The sequence below is a fragment of the Bradyrhizobium sp. S3.7.6 genome, assembly GCF_054061875.1.
Genome location: NZ_JBSSEQ010000001.1, coordinates 3,409,578 through 3,427,319, shown reverse-complemented (window position 1 = coordinate 3,427,319; position 17,742 = coordinate 3,409,578). Strand labels below are relative to the sequence as shown.

Below are 17,742 nucleotides of genomic sequence, written 5' to 3'. Positions count from 1 at the left end.
ATTTTGATGCGCGGGGGCCTAGCGGCCCGGCGCTCTCAATTCCGGATAAGCAAAGTCGCCCTTGTCGAGGATGTGGAAATCGTCGAGCCACAGGCTGCAGCCGCGAAGCGGGATGTCCAAATGACACGGCGTGTCATTCGTACCGCCGAGCTCTGTGTTCGGACCCGTCGAGAACAGGACGTTCCCGTAGAAGGAAAGCGCATTCATGATGTGCTCCGACGCGACTACCTGGGAGGCCGCGATGTGGTGCCAGGTAGCACGCTCGTTCGATCCCCAGCCGATATGCGAGATCGCCCAGCCGCGCGGATCGCCGAAACTGTCGATATAGTTTTTGATGAGGAGCGCGTCGGTGCCCTCGCCCTTGAGGTCGACGATATAACCGCCCTTCACGGTCAGCGTGACCGGCGACTGGATGTAACGCTTGAACGCGCAGAGGATGTCACCGGGCATCAGCACGACCGTGCCGTTGACGTCGCCATCGGTCGCCTGAGTGAAGGCAAAGCCTGACGGGAAATGATCCCAGCGCCCGGGCTCATCCGTGTATCCGTATTCGGAAATGACCGGGTATTGCTTCAGGCCATAAGTTACGTCCGTTCCGCCGGGCGACGTGATCCGCATTTTGCTGGCCGACTGGAGGAGGGTTCGAGAAAGCTCCGTTCGCCGGCGCAGATCTTCGGTCGGGAACATCTTCTTGAGGATGTGGAACGGCTCCATCACGCGCAAGATGCGCGTGCCCGCTTCCTGAATTTCGGCTTGCTCGCGAGAGAACAGCAACCCCAGGAGATCGATCACCATGTCCACGCGCTTGAGCGTATCGATCGCCGGCTGGTTGCCCGTGAGCGCATGCCGGCCCTGCAGGCCTGCGACCTTGCCCTGGCCGTATTTGGGCACGTTGAGATGAAAGGTCGTTGCGCCGAGGCTCTGCGCGGCCAGCATGAAGGCCTGGGCGTATTCCTGCTGATCCTCGCCGCCGCTCAAGACCGCAACGACTTCGCCCTTCTTCACCTTGCAGAGTGTCAGCTCGGCCTTGAAGAGCTCGAGCATTTCAACATCAACGATTTGTCGGGACATCTTCACTGATCTCCTGTTTGCCGAACGTAGACACGCGGCCGTCGAACCGATCGCGTGGTCGCGCTAGAAGCTCTTCGACGATCGAAAGGAAGCCCTCGGTATCGTCGATCTGCATTTGGTGACCCGCGCTTTCCAGCGTCCTGATCGCGATCGACGGCAGCAATCCGCGAATTTCCGCTTCATCTTCGGGTCGAATGACCCCTCCCCGCCCGGCGACGATCAATGCGGTGGGAACGCCGAGATGGGCGAGGTCGCGGTGGATATCATCGTCATGAAAGCCTTTATGACTCTCGATGAGAGCACGCTCGTCGCAGGTATGCATCCACTCGGCCCGAGTGCGGATGTGCAGCTCGGGCCACCGCGGAGCAGAGGGGCTTCGCAGCGCCGCGTCGGCTTCTCCGCGCTTCGCGTTTTGAAGCAATTTGAGAAGCGGTTCGACCGGAATCGGATAGGCGCGGCGTCCGGGACCGGAGACCGGCGGATCGACCAGTATCAGTTGGTCCATGGACGATGGCCGCCAACGCGCGGCGCGGATTCCGATGCGGCCGCCCATCGAGTGGCCCAGCAGCGTATAAGGGCCCATTCCAAGCGCTTCAGCGAACCCGATGAGGTCGGATGCGCATGCGTCGAGCGAATAATTGAGATGCGGGCCGCTTTCGGAAAGGCCGCGACCGCGGACATCGAGCACGAAAACGTCGTGTCCGGAGCACAGGCGTTCTGCGATGAAGGCCCATTGCGCCGCAGTCGTTGAGATGCCAGGGACAATGATGATCTCCGGCCCGGTCCCGCCGAACCGCAAATAATGCTGCCGAATGCCGTTGGCGTGCACATTGGCGCCGTAAAGCAATCCGGATGCCGCGGCGCCGCTCACGTCTGCTGATCCTTTGTGTGGTCATCCGACAGCGCGCGAAGCCGCTCGATGGCGACCTGCGTCGGCATGACATCCGCGTATTTGCTGGCGATATCGAACAGGTTGACGGCGTGAGACGTGGGCGAGCGGTCGTAGACCGCATCGCTCGGCACAATTGACTTGAAGTTCAGCGCGCACGCATCCACAACCGAAGCCCGCACGCAGCCGCTGGTCGTGCAGCCGGTCACCACCAGCGAGTCGACGCCGGCACCGATCAGATAGGTCGCAAGCGGAGTGCCGAAGAACGCGCTTGCCTGAGTTTTCGGCAGCAGCAACTCGCCGGGCTCCGGAGCCACCTCTCGGACGAAGTCGTAGCCCTCGGACGGGATCCGCATGATACCCGGGATCTTCGCGGAGAACGCGCCCTGGTCCTGGCCTACCTTCCGCGCGACATGCGGGAAAATCACCGGCCGTTCTTTCTCGCGAAACAGCAGCACCAATTCGGCGATGTGTGCGATCGCATGCCAACCGGCCTCGCCGCAGCTGGTGGGGTATTGCTTGATCGCGTCGCGGATCGGCATCGGCCGGTCGCCGACCGAACGATACTGCACGTCGATGACCAGCAACGCCGGTCGTCTGCCGAATCCCGCCGCACCACCCAGCCCTGCGAGGGCATAGGTTTCGCGCTCGTCCAGCGGTATCACGTCGTCCCAGGGGTGCCTGGTGCCAGTCACTGTTGCGCTCCAGAGGTCACAATCGTGAGCATGTCAGTGAAGCGGCGCGGTGGCCGCGTCGTACTGGTAGATCCAATCGTATCGCGCAGCCGTCGCGTCCGGTGCCCACTGGGTCTTGATGTAGTCACCCGCTGTCTCCGGCTTGCACAGCGCCTGGTTATGAAAGATCGGCAGCATGCCGGCCGCCGACTTTGCGACCTTGGTGGTGCGATCGAGCCGCAGGCCCTGATACGTCTTGAATACCGCCGCGATGTCATCGGGATTCTCCTCAAAGCAACGGGCGAGGACGGATGCATCCTCCAGGGCCATGTTCACGCCCTGCCCGAGGTACGGCAGCATCGAATGGCAGGCGTCGCCGAGCAGGGTGACGCATCCCTTCGACCACGTACCCAGCGACGGCCGCACGAACAGTCCCCACTTGTTCAGGGTATCCACATTCCCGACCAGTTCGATGATGTCCGGATGCCAGCCCTTGAAGTCCTTCAGGCATTCCTCGACAGAACCCTTCTCCGACCAGGATTCGAGGAGCCAGTCGTCATGGTCGACCTGGCCCGAAAAGGTCATCATGACGGTGTTCCGCCAACGGACCGGATAGGCAGTGACATGAGCGGTGGGTCCGATCCAGGTTGCCACCTCGGGTTCGCGCTGATGCCGCGCAAGGCGGTCGACGGGCACGAGACCACGCCAGGCGATGGCCTTCGTGTACTCGCTCTCGATGTTGCCGATGAGGCCAAGGCGGACCTTCGAATGCGCGCCGTCAGCGCCGATCAGCGCGCGTCCTTCGACTTCGGAGCCATCAGCAAGCTTGGCCCGAACCCCTTCGTCGTCTTGACTGAACCCGACAACGTGGGCGCTCAGATGAATGGCGCCCGGCTTCAACTCGCGCACGCCGTCGACGAGAATCTTCAGCAGGTGAGCACGGAGCAGCAGATAGGGCTGATTGCGCGCCGCGTCGGAGCTGCGGTTGTAGAGGGGCCACCTATCACCGGTGTTCCAGAGCCGGATCGAGCGTCGCTCGGCCGCGATGCAGTTCTGCTCGACCTGTTCGGTGAGGCCGAGATCCCGAAGAACGCGCACGCCGTTCATGGAGATCCAAAGGCCGGCTCCGACCTCGCGCAACTCGGACGCTTGCTCAAATACGTCACAATCGATGCCGCGACGAAGCAGCGAAAGCGCCATCGCCAAGCCGCCGATGCCGGCGCCGGCAATGAGGACACTCGATTTACTGACCTGTTCAAGAATCATGATATCTCCAAACGACATTGCGCTATCTTGCGACGGGCTCGGCGGCGTCTTCGGAGACTTGCTCGGCGGCAAGGCTCCTTACGGCCTCGACAATCTTGGTGTATCCGGTGCAGCGGCAGAGGTTGCCGTGCAGGTAGTGACGGATTTCTTCGTCAGTCGGGTGCGGCGTCGCCTTCAGCAACGCTGTGACAGCCATAATGAAGCCCGGCGTGCAGAAGCCGCACTGAAGGCCGCCGTGAAGCACGAACGCCTTCTGAATCCGCGATAGGCCCTCGGGCGGCGTTACGCCCTCGATCGTCGTGACCTCCCGCTGATCGACATCGACGGCGAGCGTGGTGCAACTCGAGATCGGCTCACCGTCGAGCAGAACGGTGCAGGCGCCGCACACCTCCATGTCACAGGAGCGCTTCGTCCCCTTCAGGCCAAGGCGATCCCGGATCAGGTCGATCAATAGCGTATGGGCAGGAACGTCGATCGCGATCGCCTGGCCGTTCAGCGAGAACGAAATGGGCAGCACATGTGTCATTTCACGCGCTCCCGGCTGCGGCGATCGCCTCGTCCGCGTTTCGCAGAAGCAAGACACCTGCAAGGTGCCGCTTATATTCGGCGCCGCCATGCCGATCCTCGTTGACTTCCAACTCGCCCAGCGCCGTCGGGAGCACCGCCTCGATCGCCGGGCGGACTTCAGCGACGGATATGCCCTGGAGGACATCTTCGATGGCCTTCAAAGGCTGAGGTCGCGAACCGAGCGCTCCGACCCGCACGCGGGCGCTTCTGATCGTCCTTCCGCTGGGGCCCAGCGACCAAGCCATCGCGACATTCACCGAGGGCCTCTCACCATGCTTGAATCGCCGATAGGTCACCGGTCCGGTAGGGCGCGAAAACGCAATGACTGTCAGAAGCTCATCCGGCTCCCGCACCGTTTCCAGCTCACTTCGGATGAAATCGTCAGCGTGAACGACACGCGTACCGCTGGGGCCAATAAGCACCAGCCGTGCGTCCAAGGCCGCGAGCATAGTCAGCGGATCGGCGTGGGGCTCTCCGAAGCACAGATTGCCTCCGATCGTTCCAACGCTGCGGATCCTGATGTTCGCAACGTTGGCACAGAGCGAGGACAGCGCCGGCACATGCGCGCGAATAACAGGATCATTGGCGATCTTGTTGTGCGTACAGCGCGCACCGAGTTCGATGTCATTCGCATCGTTCAGAGCAATGCGGTCAAGTCCGTTGATTCCCTTAATGTCGATGAGCCGGTCCGTATGGATGACGCGCAACTTCAACGCCAGTAGCAATTCAGTTCCGCCGGAGTAGAACATGCCGTCACCGGACTTTCCGACCGCACGTACGGCGCCGGCAATCGTCGAAGGCCTCTCGAATGCGAAGGGTGAAGGCAGCATGATCAGGTCGCGCCCAACATTTCTTTGAGCCGCTTCTCGAACTCCTCGAAGTTCTGATCGACGCGACGCTTGATGACGCCGAACCCCATAGTCGCGAGGCGACCTTGCACGTCGACCTTCGCGTCCACGGCGAATGTGGACCCCGCCCCTTCCGGCGTCACAGTCACGTCGAGAACAACCGCCAGCCTCGTCCCGGTGATCTTGTCGCGGCCCGTGGCGCGCGTGCGGACGTGAGACGGCTCCGTTATCGATTCAACGATGATGTCGGCCGGGACCTCGACCTTGAACGGGCCGATCTTCTGTTTGACGGTCGCTTTGTAAGTTGCAAGCCGCTCGATTTCCTCGACGTTTTCGCAGCCGGGGATGCAACCCGATATGCGAGGGACGTCGATCAGCGTGCTCCAAAGCTCCGCCGGCGTCGCGGGCACCACCATCGACATATTGAATTCCATGAATTCAGTTCCTCTTCTGCAGGGCGCGCCATACCTTTTCGGGCGTCATTGGCAGCTCGGTGATCCGAATGCCGTAGGCGGAGAACAGCGCATTGGCGATCGCGGGCGCGACCGGAAGGATCGCTCCCTCGCCCATTCCCTTGGCGCCGCCTGGACCGGGACCGTCGCCGTTTTCGACAAGGATGGTGTCAAACACGGGGGGAACGTCGGAGATGCGCGGTATCGAATAATCGATCGGCGTCGCATTGACCGGCTGGCCATCCTCGAACTCCAGCACTTCATAAAGTGCGTGTCCGAGGCCCATGATTGCAGCCCCCTCCTCCTGCCCTTCCGCCGCAACGCGATTGATCACGCGGCCGACGTCAGCGGCGCTGGCATATCGGGTGACATGGATCTCGCCGGTGTCTTCATCGACAATGATTTCAGCGAGGCCCGCGGAAGTCTCCCAGAACAGAGGGGACTCAACCAGGGCGCCCTTCTTCGAGCGTGGCGTAATCGCGCCGCGGCCGATGACCTCTCCCGAATCGACACCCAGCGTGCGGTGAAAAATCTGGTGGAAAGTGAGAACCTCGGATCCGGTCGTGACACCGCCCTCAACAAGCGAGAGGTTCTCCCGGGGAAGCTCCCAAACATCAGCAACCATTTCGAGTATCTGATCGGCTGCGTCGAGTGCGGCATTCTCGACGGAAAGGCCGACGACCACGGTCGATCGGCTTGCGCCTGTGCCCCAGTCGTAAGGGGCGACGGCCGTATCGGTGCGCAAGACGGTTACCGCGGAGGCTGGCTGCTTCAAGGTCTGCGATGCGATGCGCGCCATGGTCGCGTGCGCGCCCTGGCCGACTTCAATGCTGGAGACCGAAACGAGGATCGACCCGTCGATCTTGAGACGTACGATCGCGTTACTAATCGGCGTATTGGCCGGATCGGTCGCGGCGACTGCCAATCCGCGCGCTTGCCGGTTGGAGGCCTTCACCTCCGATGCGAACGACTGGGTCACTCGGCCCATCAGCTCACTCATATCCATATCGAACGCCCGCAAATCGGGGCGGATGCGCTCACCGCGGGACGCCAAATTCCGCAACCGAAACTCGGACGGATCCATGCCGATTGCCGCCGCGACATTATCCATGTGCGATTCTTTGGCCCAAACAGCTTGCGGCCCCCCGATCGAGCGGAACGCCGCACCTGGAACGGTGTTCGTGTAGACCGCGCAGGCCTCAAGACGCAGATTGGGCACCGCGTAGGGGCCCATGATGCGATTTGCCGCTTTAGTGGCGACGGCCGAGCCTGTGTCGGAATATGCCCCGCCATCGAGCAGCAGTTTGGCGCTCTTGGCGAGGATCCGTCCGTTGGCGTCCACAGCCGTTCGAATCGTGATGTCGGCGCCCAACCTTCTGCACGTGAGCATCGATTCAGCTATGGATTGGGCAATCCGGACCGGGCGTTGCACCTTCCACGAAGCAGCGGCGACCAAAGGCTCAATCTTCACCGAGGCCTTGCCGCCAAACCCTCCGCCGACAAACGGAACGATCACCCGGACCTTGGCCAGTTGCAGCCCGAAGAGGCGCGATAGCACTTTCTGAACAGCGGTCGGCGTTTGTGCACCTGCCCAAACCGTCAGAGAGTCCCGCTGGAAATCCGCAATGACCGCATGCGGCTCCATTGCGAAGTGAGAAATGGCCGGGAAAGTGAAGCGATCTTCGTGGATATACGCTGCGGTCGCCTCCGCCGCGTCAACGTCTCCGACGTTGTTCCGGTAAGTGTGGAAAATGTTGGTGTTCTGGGTCGGCCGGGCGCCGCCCTTGAAATAAAAGTCTTCCAGATTTTCATGGCGCTCGTGGATGAGCGGCGCTTCTTCCGCCAGGGCTTCCTGGATGGTCGTTGCGCGCGGAAGGTCATCGTATCCCACATCGACTAGTTCTGCGGCGTTTTCTGCGATCTCGATTGTCTCCGCGATCACCACGGCGACGGGTTCGCCCACATATCTCACGCGGTCGGTCGCAATGATCGGCCGGTCTTTAAGCACAACGCCCCAGTTACCGAACGAGGCGACGTCTTCGCCGATCAGCACGTCCACAACGCCGTCCATGGCCCGTGCAACGCTCGAATCGATAGAAGCGATGCGGGCATGAATGGCTGGCGAGCGAACCACAAACCCATGCAGCATCCCCGGAACCGTCAGGTCGGTAACGTACTCGGCGCGGCCCGTAACCTTTTCGATCAGGTCGGGCCGAACGGAACTCATGTTGTCAATCGCCGACATACGCAAATCCGATGGTACTTTGGTGCGCCGGTCCGTAAGGCGTGAAGCCAAGGTCCGGGGAGCAATCTTAGGACACTACAACATTTATCACTTGTATGCAAGTGCTGCACTTGCTTGCAAGTATTAGATGTTCTCTTCCCGTGATCGGAGGCAAGCCGGAGCGAATCGGTCTAGCCCAGCGCGTGCGAGAATGGGTTTGCCTCTTAGGCGGAGCGGATTTCGATATGCGAACGACGGACGCATCGAAGCGAGCCACTTCCGGGGCTCTCAACGAAGCAAATCGCATTAAACAGAATGAAGTCGAACAAAGATGGATTTCCTAGGTCGGGAAATGTAGACAATCGGCCGGCACCGGAGACCTTCGGAGCTTGAGGCCTGTATTTCTTGAACTGAGGCAACCTACGGCAAGGAAGCAAAAAGTGGTGCAACCCAAGACAAAGCCGCGCGCGGCCGGGAAAGTGAAAGAAGCTATAGATTCGTACCGGCTGGATGACGCACCGGGCTTTTTGTTGCGAGTCGCGCTCCGTACTCACACGTCCATCTTTGCCGCTAAGATGATTGAAGAATTAACGGGGCCCCAATTCTCGACGCTAGCGAAATTGAAGGAGGTAGGCCCTTGCTCGCAAAACCACTTAGGACGGCTAATTCATTATGATTCGGCGACCATCACCGGCGTTATCAATCGCCTGAAATCTCGCGGCCTCATCAAGAGCTCCAAAGACCCTCTGGATCCGCGGCGACGCGAGATAGATTTGACCGAGAAGGGAAGACGGATAGCGGACGCAGCGATTGAAACTATTGGCGAGATTTCCGGCGAGACATTCGCTCCGCTGACCCAAGATGAATTTCGAGCGCTCACCGAAATCTTGAAGAAGATCATACGACGCTGATCAACCGGCTTCGAGCGGCACTAGATATCGTCAGCAGCCGAGAAAAAGGGCCCGGCGATCGCGCCGGGCCGAGTAGAGGGAGGAAAACGAAAGATCGCAAATCTTTCGCAGACGCCGAATGCGGAATTCGATCGTAGAAACCCAACGAACGACCTCCGGCAGCAATACTATCGTACATGTCAGACCGCATTTTGTGCTGAAGTCGGCATCTCTCCGCACCGTTTCCGGCATTTGACGGGTCGTACGATTTCGACAGCACGACAAAGAGCGCGCGCGAGACTTGGAAGGTCCCGATCACCAGGCTCCACGCGTCCGGTTCATTTCATCGCCCGGCTCCGATCTCGCAATGCCCGCACCGCCGTACCCGCCTTTGCAATTCAGAGATCCGAATCTCCTGCCAAGGGATGACTGCCGGTCCCCGTTGCGTCGATGAGTATCTATTCCTTGACTCTGCGCGCTGAATGAATCGTGCTAAAGCGTGATGGCATTAAGTTCGATAGCCTGAATTTTTCAGGTAATTGGCGCATTCCTCGGGGGTGAAGGCATCGAGTGCGTGGCCGATTGCGGCGCAGACCGCGTCGACGGTTCGCGCGGCAGCTTTGCGGAGCAGATGCTTGAGCTTGGCAAAGACCTGCTCGATCGGGTTCAGGTCGGGTGAGTATTTGGGCAGGAAGAAGAGTTTGGCGCCGACCGAACGGATGAGTTGGCGAACTGCTTTGCTCCTGTGGCTACCGAGGTTATCCAAGACGACGATATCGCCGGGTCGAAGGACAGGCAGAAGAACCTTCTCGACATAGGTGCGGAAGCTCACGCCATCGATCGGCCCCTCGATGAACCATGGTGCATCGATCCGGTCATGGCGCAGCGCCGCCAGGAAGGTCATGGTCTTCCAGCGGCCGTGGGGAACCGTGGCAGGAAGTCTGTGCCCGCGCGGCGCCCATCCCCGCAAAGGCGCCATATCGGTTCTGGTCCATGTCTCGTCGATGAAGACGAGCCGCTCAGCTTCGACGCGTCCTTGATATTTTGTCCACTGGGCTCGCCGCCGCGCGACCGCGGGTCGATCGCGTTCGCCAGCCGCCACGCTTTTTTTTGAAGCTGAGCTTCTCGGCATGCACGAAGTCCCACACCGAGTGATAGTCGACCTTCAGGCCGCGTCCAGCAAGCTCGGCAACGAGCCCCCGTATAGTGAAATCGCCGTCCTTGATCCGTTGCGACAGCCAAACCGCGTGGTCTCCCGAAACCGCCTTCGGCTTATGACCGCCCATCTGACCAGGCTCAACGCTGCCGGTCTCCTCTACCCGTTGCATCCAACCGATTGCTGTGCTGATCGCGACCCCAAACTGCTTGGCTGCCTGATTGCGGGACATCCCGCCCTCGATCGCGGACACGACACGCTTGCGAAGATCCAGAGAATAAGGCTTGCCCATCCATGCTGGCCTCCAACCCAGCCAGCATGGTGAATCAGAAACACACCGATTTGGGAATCCCAAATCGATTCAACCTAACCCCATCCTGCTTTAGTGACCCGAGGGGCTGTCCTCAATCGTCCCTACCTAGCGCGCGGAGTATCTTCCTTCTATAGCTCGCCAGGTCGAACAGGAGTCTTGGCACTCTTTTGAGCGCAATCGCCTTGCCCTCGATTGCGAGATGTAGAACTCGTACCAATCTGGCAAGACCAAGTTCTACAAACGCGAGCCGAACATGCGGATCGTTCACAATCCTGAGCTGGTTGTCTACAATGACGATGGATGCCGCGAGATCAGGTTTCGTCTCCAGAACGAAGTCTCGACATGCCGCGGCAAATTCCTCCTCTTGAACGCTCAAAGGTACCTTTACTTCCCTGCGAGAACTCCCCGCCATATTCGGGTCCCCTATGAACGAACGGCAGCGAGGCACCTGATGCCGGCTCAGGTTTTTGGATTTCTAGTGGCTCGCGCGCTTGGTCGATCTCTTCGGACCCGGCAACACATCCGTGCAAACACCTTCATACACTTCGCCAGCCAGGCCTATTGTCTCTCCGAACGTCGGATGCGGATGGATGGTCTTGCTGAGATCAATTGCATCGGCGCCCATCTCGATCGCCAGGCAGATTTCTCCAATCATGTCGCCAGCGTGCGGGCCAACGTTCACACCGCCGATGATGCGGTGCGTCTCTTGGTCGATGATCAGCTTGTTCATGCCAAAAGACGCGCCCGAGGCGATCGCTCTGCCCGAGGCAGCCCACGGAAACTTCGCGGATCTAACGTGCCTGCCTGAGGAGGCCGCTTCATGTTCCATGATGCCAACCCAGGCCACCTCAGGATCAGTGTAGGCGACGTTCGGGACGATCTTCGCGTCAAAGAAGCTCTTGAGCCCGGCAGCCGCTTCTGCCGCGACATGCCCCTCGTGAACCGCCTTATGGGCGAGCATCGGGTTACCCGCGACATCGCCGATCGCGAAAATATGAGGCAAATTCGTCCGCATTTGCCTATTGACTGCAACGAAACCTTTGCGTCGCATCTTACACCAATCTTCTCCAAGCCCAGATTTGCGCTGTTAGGCACTTTGCCTGCGGACTGCAGGATCAAATCGTACGTTCGACGCCCCGGCTTTGAGCTTTCAATCTGGACCGATACGCCGTTACTATCTGCCGTGGCGCTTACTATATGCCGCCTCACTGTGCCCGAGCCGAGCATTGAGCTTCTGGATCAGCTGATCCGCGGCGTCTGCGATCACGGTACCGGGCGGGAAGATGGCTTCGGCACCGGCGGCGTAGAGCTCATCATAGTCCTGCGGCGGCACCACGCCGCCGATGATGATCATGATGTCCTCGCGGCCTTGCTTCTTCAGCGCGGCCTTCAGCTCCGGCACCGCGGTGAGATGGGCGGCCGCGAGCGAGGAGACGCCGAGGATGTGGACGTCGTTCTCGACCGCCTGTCGCGCGGCTTCATCGGCGGTCGCGAACAGCGGCCCGATGTCGACGTCGAAGCCGATGTCGGCGAACGCGGACGCAATCACTTTCTGGCCCCGGTCGTGGCCGTCCTGGCCGATCTTGGCGACCAGGATGCGCGGACGGCGGCCCTCGGCCTCCTCGAAGGCGTCGATCAGCGCCTGAACCTTCTCGACCCGGTTGCCCATGCTGGACGCCTCCCGCTTGTAGACGCCGGTGATGGATTTGATCTCGGCGCGGTGCCGGCCGAACACCTTTTCCATCGCGTCCGAAATCTCGCCGACGGTTGCTTTCGCCCGCGCCGCGTCGATCGCGAGCGCGAGCAGATTGCCGTTGCCTTCGCCGGCCGAGCGCGTCAGCGCAGCGAGCGCGGCGTCGACGTCCTTCTGGCTGCGTTCGGCCTTCAGCCGCGCCAGCTTGTCGATCTGCAGGCGCCGCACATTGGTGTTGTCGACCTTGAGGATGTCGATCGGCGCCTCGTCGGTCGGCTTGTACTTGTTGACGCCGATCACCGCCTGCTTGCCGGCATCGATGCGGGCCTGGGTCTTGGCCGAGGCCTCCTCGATGCGCAGCTTCGGCACGCCGGCCTCGATGGCCTTCGCCATGCCGCCGAGCTCCTCGACCTCCTGGATGTGGCCCCACGCCTTGGCGGCGAGATCGCCTGTCAGGCGCTCGACGTAATACGAGCCGCCCCAGGGATCGATGATGCGGGTGGTGCCGCTCTCCTGCTGCAGGAACAGCTGGGTATTGCGGGCGATGCGGGCCGAGAAATCAGTCGGCAGCGCCAGCGCTTCGTCGAGCGCATTGGTGTGCAGCGACTGGGTATGGCCCTGTGTCGCCGCCATCGCTTCCACCGTCGTGCGCATCACGTTGTTGAAGACGTCCTGCGCGGTCAGCGACCACCCCGAGGTCTGGCTATGCGTGCGCAGCGACAGCGAGCGTGGGTCCTTCGGATTGAACGGCTTCAGCAGCTTCGCCCACAAGAGGCGCGCGGCACGCAGCTTGGCGACTTCCATGAAAAAGTTCATGCCGATCGCCCAGAAGAACGACAGACGTGGTGCGAAGCGATCGACGTCGAGACCCGCGGCAATGCCGGCGCGTAAGTATTCGACGCCGTCGGCGAGCGTATAGGCGAGCTCGAGGTCCTGCGTCGCGCCGGCCTCCTGCATGTGATAGCCGGAGATCGAGATCGAATTGTATTTCGGCATCTTCTGCGAGGTATAGGCGAAGATGTCCGAGATGATCCGCATCGAGGGCGCGGGCGGATAGATATAGGTGTTGCGCACCATGAACTCTTTCAGAATGTCGTTCTGAATGGTGCCCGACAGTTTTTGCGGCGGCACGCCCTGTTCGCTCGCCGCGGCGACATAGAGCGCCAGGATCGGCAGCACCGCGCCGTTCATGGTCATGGACACGCTCATATGGTCGAGCGGAATCCCTGCGAACAGCGTGCGCATGTCGTAGATGGAATCGATGGCGACGCCGGCCATGCCGACGTCGCCGCCGACGCGCGGATGATCGGAGTCATAGCCGCGGTGGGTGGCGAGATCGAAGGCGACCGAGAGGCCCTTCTGTCCGGCCGCGAGGTTACGGCGGTAGAACGCGTTGGAATCCTCCGCCGTGGAGAAGCCGGCATATTGCCGGACCGTCCAGGGCTGGTTGACATACATGGTCGGGTAGGGACCGCGCAGGAACGGCGCGATGCCTGGCCAGGTCTCAAGGAAATCGAGCCCGGCGATATCTGCTTCTCCGTATGCCGACTTGACCGGAATGCCCTCCGGAGTCACCCACGGATCGACGGAAACGGAAGAAGCGGCGACCGAGCACCTTTCGAAAGCAATACTTGCAAAATTCGGGATAACGCTGATGGATGACATCTGAGTGTTCGCGTTCGATTATCGATTATCCAGAAACCTTCGGGTTTTGGATCCGGTTGTAAGCGGCATTTAGCGTTGCCAAGGCGTCGCAACTGACGTGAATAAAGCTGCAGATGCCAGCCCGCCGAAACGCGGGCTCGGATAGAGAGGGAAGTCCCGCCAAATAGATGTGCCTAGCTCCGACTTGCTGAAGCGCGTGGGCGGAGATTTCGGCGCACTCCGCATAGATCTTATCGCTGGAGCAAAGGCAGGCAAGTTCGGCACCAGAGCCCGTGAATGCGAGGGCAAGCTCGGCTGGGTCGGCGAAGCCGGCGCCGTCGATAGCCTCAATTCCTCCCGCTTCGAAGAAGCTCTTGGCGAATGTCGCGCGGGCCGTAAAGTCGGTCGGTGTGCCGAGATTAGCAAGAAACACTCGCGGCCGCGCGCCGAGTAGCTTCAATATCGCATCGGACTTATCGCGGAGCGATTCGAACGGTTCCGCAAGCCGGATCGGCGGCAGTGGGTCGAATACGAATTTCTGATCAAAGCTAGGCGGAAGAGCCATCGGTCTTACGCTTAGTACCGCCGCTGCGCCTTCGCCAAGGTTTGCGAACTCGCTCACTCCGGTCAGCGGGCCGCTGCGTTTCGCGAGATTTGCACAGCGCGCTGTGCGTGTAGCTGTGATCTTCGCCTGAAGCGTTCCTTGCTGTAGAGCGGCAAAAATGCCGCCCGCATTTTCAGTCTCTTGAAAACTCCTCCAGGCCGCCTCGCAAAGCTCCGTTGTTAGCGCCTCAATGCCGCCAGCACCTGCGGCAGGATCGCTAACCTTGGCAAGATTGCTTTCCTCCAGCAGCAGAAGCTGCGTGTTGCGGGCCACGCGCCGGGCAAACGAGTCTGGAAGGCCGAGCGCCAACGTGTGCGGCAGGACTGTGATCGCATTGGCACCGGCGATTCCCGCAGAGAATGTAGCCAAGGTAGCGCGCAACATGTTTACGTAGGGATCGCGCCGGGTCAACATGCGCCAGGACGTGTCAGCCGCAATGAACAGCGGCCTCGGCGCCACATCGCACACCGATTCGATGCGCGCCCAGAGGAGTCGCAACGCGCGGAATTTAGCCATAGTCAAAAACTGGTCGGCGTCAGCAGTGAGTCGCGCATAGATCATACTTCGCGCTTGATCCAGCGGAATGCGCGCTGCCTCCATAGCGTGCAGATATGCCACGCCGCAGGCGAGCACAAAGGCAAGCTCCTGCACTTCTGAGCCGCCGGCGTCATGAACGATACGCCCGTCGCTCGCGGCAAACGGCCCCTTGAACCCCAGCGTTACAAGCCCTTTGATCGTGCTGGCAACGTTCCGTGCGATTTCTTCCCAAGTGTATGGACTGCGTCCGCTTAGGGCGCACGCGCCCAGCGGATCGAGCCCAAATCGAATGTCGCAGACGGCAGGATCGAGACCGACCGACTTCACATATTCCGCAACATGGATCGCGGTCTTACGCCCGTCTGTACCAATTTGGAGTTCAATCCCGATGCCGGCATCAAGGTGGACGTCCTTTAAAGCTTTGGCGACGGTACCTGCCGTTTGATCGAGACCGAACCCGCGGCTGCTGTTGGCGCCGGCAAAGACGAGCGCCAGGCCCGTCGCCCCATTCTCCAGATCGTGAAGGGCCTGCCTATTGGCCGTCACCGCGTCTGGATGATCGATGCGCTGCATGATCTGCCAAGGCGCCGCGGGTGCCCGCCCGTCGACTAGTGCAATGTCTTTCGCGCGGAGATAAATCGGCTCGATTCTCAAGTCGTCGTACGTCCTACCAATCAGCTTTTCGAACGGCGCTCCCTTTAGCACGCCATCAACCAGCTTGTGCCAGTCCTGGCGTGAAGCAGGCGCAAAGCCCGATGCCAATGCCAACCGTTCGGTTTTCATCAAGTCCACCTAATCCCAAGTGACGCCGAGCTGCCCAACATGACTTCTGCCTGGAAGTAACCGGAATTCCTGCAGTCAGGCTGCCCATCTCAGGTCGCCTCTTGCGGTATTCAGGAAAACTCCAAAATCAGCGCGTCGACCGCGAGCGTCGCACCGGCACTGGCGTGGATCTTCTTCACGGTGCCGTCCTGCTCGGCGCGGAGCACGTTCTGCATCTTCATGGCTTCGACCACCGCGAGCGTCTCGCCGGCCTTGACCTCCTGCCCCTCCGTTACCGCGATCGAGACGATCAGCCCGGGCATCGGACAAGGCAGCTTCTTGCCGGTATCGGCGGCCGTCGCCACCGGCATCAGCCGCGCCGAGGTCGCTTCCGCTTCGGTCCAGACATAGACCGGCACCTCGACGCCCTGATGCGCGAGGCGGATGCCGTTGGCGATCGGGCGCGCCTGCACCGCGACGAAGTGGCCATCGATGGTGCCCTGCCAGACCGGATCGCCCGGTTTCCACGGCGAGGCCAACAGATGCGAATTGCCGGCCTTACCCTCGGCGTCGACGAAGCGCACCGCGATCGCGTCGCCCTCGCGAGCGATCTCCAGCAGGATCTCCTGGCGGTCGAGCCAGACCGCGCGGCGACGCTCGCGCTGTACGACGCGGCCGCCCATCTGCCCCGAGATCTGCCGCTTGCGCTCACCCAGCACGTGATCGATGGCGGCGCCGACCGCGGCGATGCGCCGGGCGACCTCGCCTTCGGGTACGCGCACCGCAAAGCCCTTGGGGAATTCCTCGGCAATGAAGCCGGTCGACAGCCGCCCTTCGCGCCAGCGCGGATGATGCATCAGCGCCGACAGGAACGGGATATTGTGGCGGATGCCGTCGACGTAGAACGAGTCCAGCGCGGTCGCCTGCGCCTCGATCGCGGCCGCGCGCGACGGCGCATGGGTGACGAGCTTTGCGATCATCGGATCGTAATGGATCGAGATCTCGCCGCCCTCCTGCACGCCGGTGTCGTTGCGCACGGTGATGCCGTCCTTGCTCACTTCCGCCGGCGGCCGATACTTCACCAGCCGCCCGATCGAAGGCAGGAAGTTACGGAACGGGTCTTCGGCATAGAGGCGCGATTCCACCGCCCAGCCGGTGAGCGTGACGTCCTTCTGCGTCAGCGCGAGCTTTTCGCCGGCGGCGACGCGGATCATCTGCTCGACGAGGTCGACGCCGGTGACGAGCTCGGTGACGGGATGCTCGACCTGGAGCCGCGTGTTCATCTCCAGGAAGTAGAAGCTCTTGTCCTGCCCTGCGACGAATTCGACGGTGCCGGCAGAGTCGTAGTTCACGGCCTTGGCCAGCGCGACCGCCTGCTCGCCCATCTTTCGCCGGGTGGCTTCGTCGAGCAGCGGCGACGGCGCCTCCTCGATGACCTTCTGGTTGCGGCGCTGGATCGAGCATTCGCGCTCGCCGAGATAGACGACATTGCCGTGCTTGTCGCCCAGCACCTGGATCTCGATATGACGGGGATCGACGATGAACTTCTCGACGAAGACGCGGTCGTCGCCGAACGAGGCCTTGGCCTCGGCCTTGGCGAGGTTGAAACCTTCCGCGACCTCCGAGGTCGAATGCGCGATGCGCATGCCCTTGCCGCCACCGCCGGCGGATGCCTTGATCATCACGGGATAGCCGATCTCGTCGGCGATCTTGACCGCGTGCTTGTCGTCCTCGATGACGCCGAGATAGCCCGGCACGGTCGAGACCTTGGCCTTGGCTGCCGCCTTCTTCGACTCGATCTTGTCGCCCATCGCCGCGATCGCGCCCGGGTTCGGGCCGATGAAGACGATGCCGGCCGCCTCCAGCGCGCGCGGAAACGCCTCGCGCTCGGACAGGAAGCCGTAGCCGGGATGGACGGCCTCAGCGCCGGTCTTGCGGCAGGCCTCCACGATCTTCTCGATCACCAGATAGCTCTCGGCCGCAGCCGGCGGGCCGATCAGCACGGCCTCGTCGGCCATCTCGACATGGAGGGCGTCGCGGTCGGCTTCGGAATAGACCGCAACCGTCTCAATTCCCATGCGGCGCGCGGTCTTGATGACCCGGCAGGCGATTTCGCCGCGATTGGCGATCAGAATCTTCTTGAACACAGCTC

At 61.3% G+C, this 17,742-nt stretch carries 14 protein-coding genes; 1 reads left to right on the top strand and 13 read right to left on the bottom strand.

The features are described 5' to 3' along the window. Positions 1-18: 18 nt before the first annotated feature. The 8 genes from ACVJ5M_RS16180 to ACVJ5M_RS16145 form a co-directional block, all read right to left on the bottom strand. Positions 19-1,071: a M29 family metallopeptidase gene (locus ACVJ5M_RS16180; RefSeq protein ID WP_231142514.1), complete on the bottom strand. Its 1,053-nt coding sequence runs from the start codon at positions 1,069-1,071 to the stop codon at positions 19-21. Next, positions 1,052-1,942 carry an alpha/beta fold hydrolase gene (locus tag ACVJ5M_RS16175; RefSeq protein ID WP_354100614.1) on the bottom strand — a complete coding sequence of 297 codons (891 nt, stop codon included), beginning with the start codon at positions 1,940-1,942 and terminating at the stop codon, positions 1,052-1,054. The genes ACVJ5M_RS16180 and ACVJ5M_RS16175 overlap by 20 nt, the downstream gene beginning before the upstream one ends. Then, positions 1,939-2,547 (bottom strand): isochorismatase family protein, encoded by a 609-nt coding sequence (locus ACVJ5M_RS16170; RefSeq protein WP_231142516.1) that lies wholly within the window; start codon positions 2,545-2,547, stop codon positions 1,939-1,941. The genes ACVJ5M_RS16175 and ACVJ5M_RS16170 overlap by 4 nt, the downstream gene beginning before the upstream one ends. Positions 2,548-2,688: 141 nt before the next feature. Next, positions 2,689-3,900 carry an FAD-dependent monooxygenase gene (locus tag ACVJ5M_RS16165; protein ID WP_354078483.1) on the bottom strand — a complete coding sequence of 404 codons (1,212 nt, stop codon included), beginning with the start codon at positions 3,898-3,900 and terminating at the stop codon, positions 2,689-2,691. A 22-nt stretch (positions 3,901-3,922) separates the two neighbouring features. Then, positions 3,923-4,426: a (2Fe-2S)-binding protein gene (locus ACVJ5M_RS16160; protein WP_007594419.1), complete on the bottom strand. Its 504-nt coding sequence runs from the start codon at positions 4,424-4,426 to the stop codon at positions 3,923-3,925. A 1-nt stretch (position 4,427) separates the two neighbouring features. After that, complete coding sequence (locus ACVJ5M_RS16155; RefSeq protein ID WP_007594422.1) at positions 4,428-5,297, bottom strand: FAD binding domain-containing protein; 870 nt, start codon at positions 5,295-5,297, stop codon at positions 4,428-4,430. Between the two features lie 2 nt (positions 5,298-5,299). Then, positions 5,300-5,737, bottom strand: a complete 438-nt coding sequence (locus ACVJ5M_RS16150) for a CoxG family protein (RefSeq protein WP_231142519.1) — start codon at positions 5,735-5,737, stop codon at positions 5,300-5,302. 16 nt (positions 5,738-5,753) lie between these two features. Beyond that, the gene (locus ACVJ5M_RS16145; RefSeq protein WP_354100615.1) at positions 5,754-8,012 is read right to left on the bottom strand and encodes a xanthine dehydrogenase family protein molybdopterin-binding subunit; all 2,259 of its coding nucleotides are present in this window, start codon (positions 8,010-8,012) and stop codon (positions 5,754-5,756) included. 419 nt (positions 8,013-8,431) lie between these two features. Between ACVJ5M_RS16145 and ACVJ5M_RS16140 the strand changes: the two genes are divergently transcribed. Further along, positions 8,432-8,902, top strand: a complete 471-nt coding sequence (locus ACVJ5M_RS16140) for a MarR family winged helix-turn-helix transcriptional regulator (protein ID WP_038944656.1) — start codon at positions 8,432-8,434, stop codon at positions 8,900-8,902. A 487-nt stretch (positions 8,903-9,389) separates the two neighbouring features. Here ACVJ5M_RS16140 and ACVJ5M_RS16135 read toward each other — a convergent pair. From ACVJ5M_RS16135 to ACVJ5M_RS16115, 5 genes are all read right to left on the bottom strand, one after another. Next, positions 9,390-10,329 (bottom strand): IS630 family transposase gene (locus ACVJ5M_RS16135; protein WP_425364243.1). Its coding sequence is split into 2 segments (ribosomal slippage): positions 9,390-9,992 and positions 9,994-10,329, totalling 939 coding nucleotides; the frame shifts between segments, so codons are not numbered across the junction. Positions 10,330-10,825: 496 nt separating this feature from the next. Beyond that, positions 10,826-11,401 (bottom strand): FAD-dependent oxidoreductase, encoded by a 576-nt coding sequence (locus tag ACVJ5M_RS16130; protein ID WP_456679351.1) that lies wholly within the window; start codon positions 11,399-11,401, stop codon positions 10,826-10,828. Between the two features lie 123 nt (positions 11,402-11,524). Next, the gene (scpA, locus tag ACVJ5M_RS16125; protein ID WP_354100424.1) at positions 11,525-13,699 is read right to left on the bottom strand and encodes a methylmalonyl-CoA mutase; all 2,175 of its coding nucleotides are present in this window, start codon (positions 13,697-13,699) and stop codon (positions 11,525-11,527) included. Positions 13,700-13,733: 34 nt separating this feature from the next. Then, the gene (locus ACVJ5M_RS16120; RefSeq protein ID WP_231142521.1) at positions 13,734-15,611 is read right to left on the bottom strand and encodes a methylmalonyl-CoA mutase family protein; all 1,878 of its coding nucleotides are present in this window, start codon (positions 15,609-15,611) and stop codon (positions 13,734-13,736) included. 110 nt (positions 15,612-15,721) lie between these two features. Further along, a complete protein-coding gene (locus ACVJ5M_RS16115; protein ID WP_283017175.1) occupies positions 15,722-17,737 on the bottom strand; it encodes an acetyl-CoA carboxylase biotin carboxylase subunit in 2,016 nt (671 codons plus the stop codon). Positions 17,738-17,742: the final 5 nt, after the last annotated feature.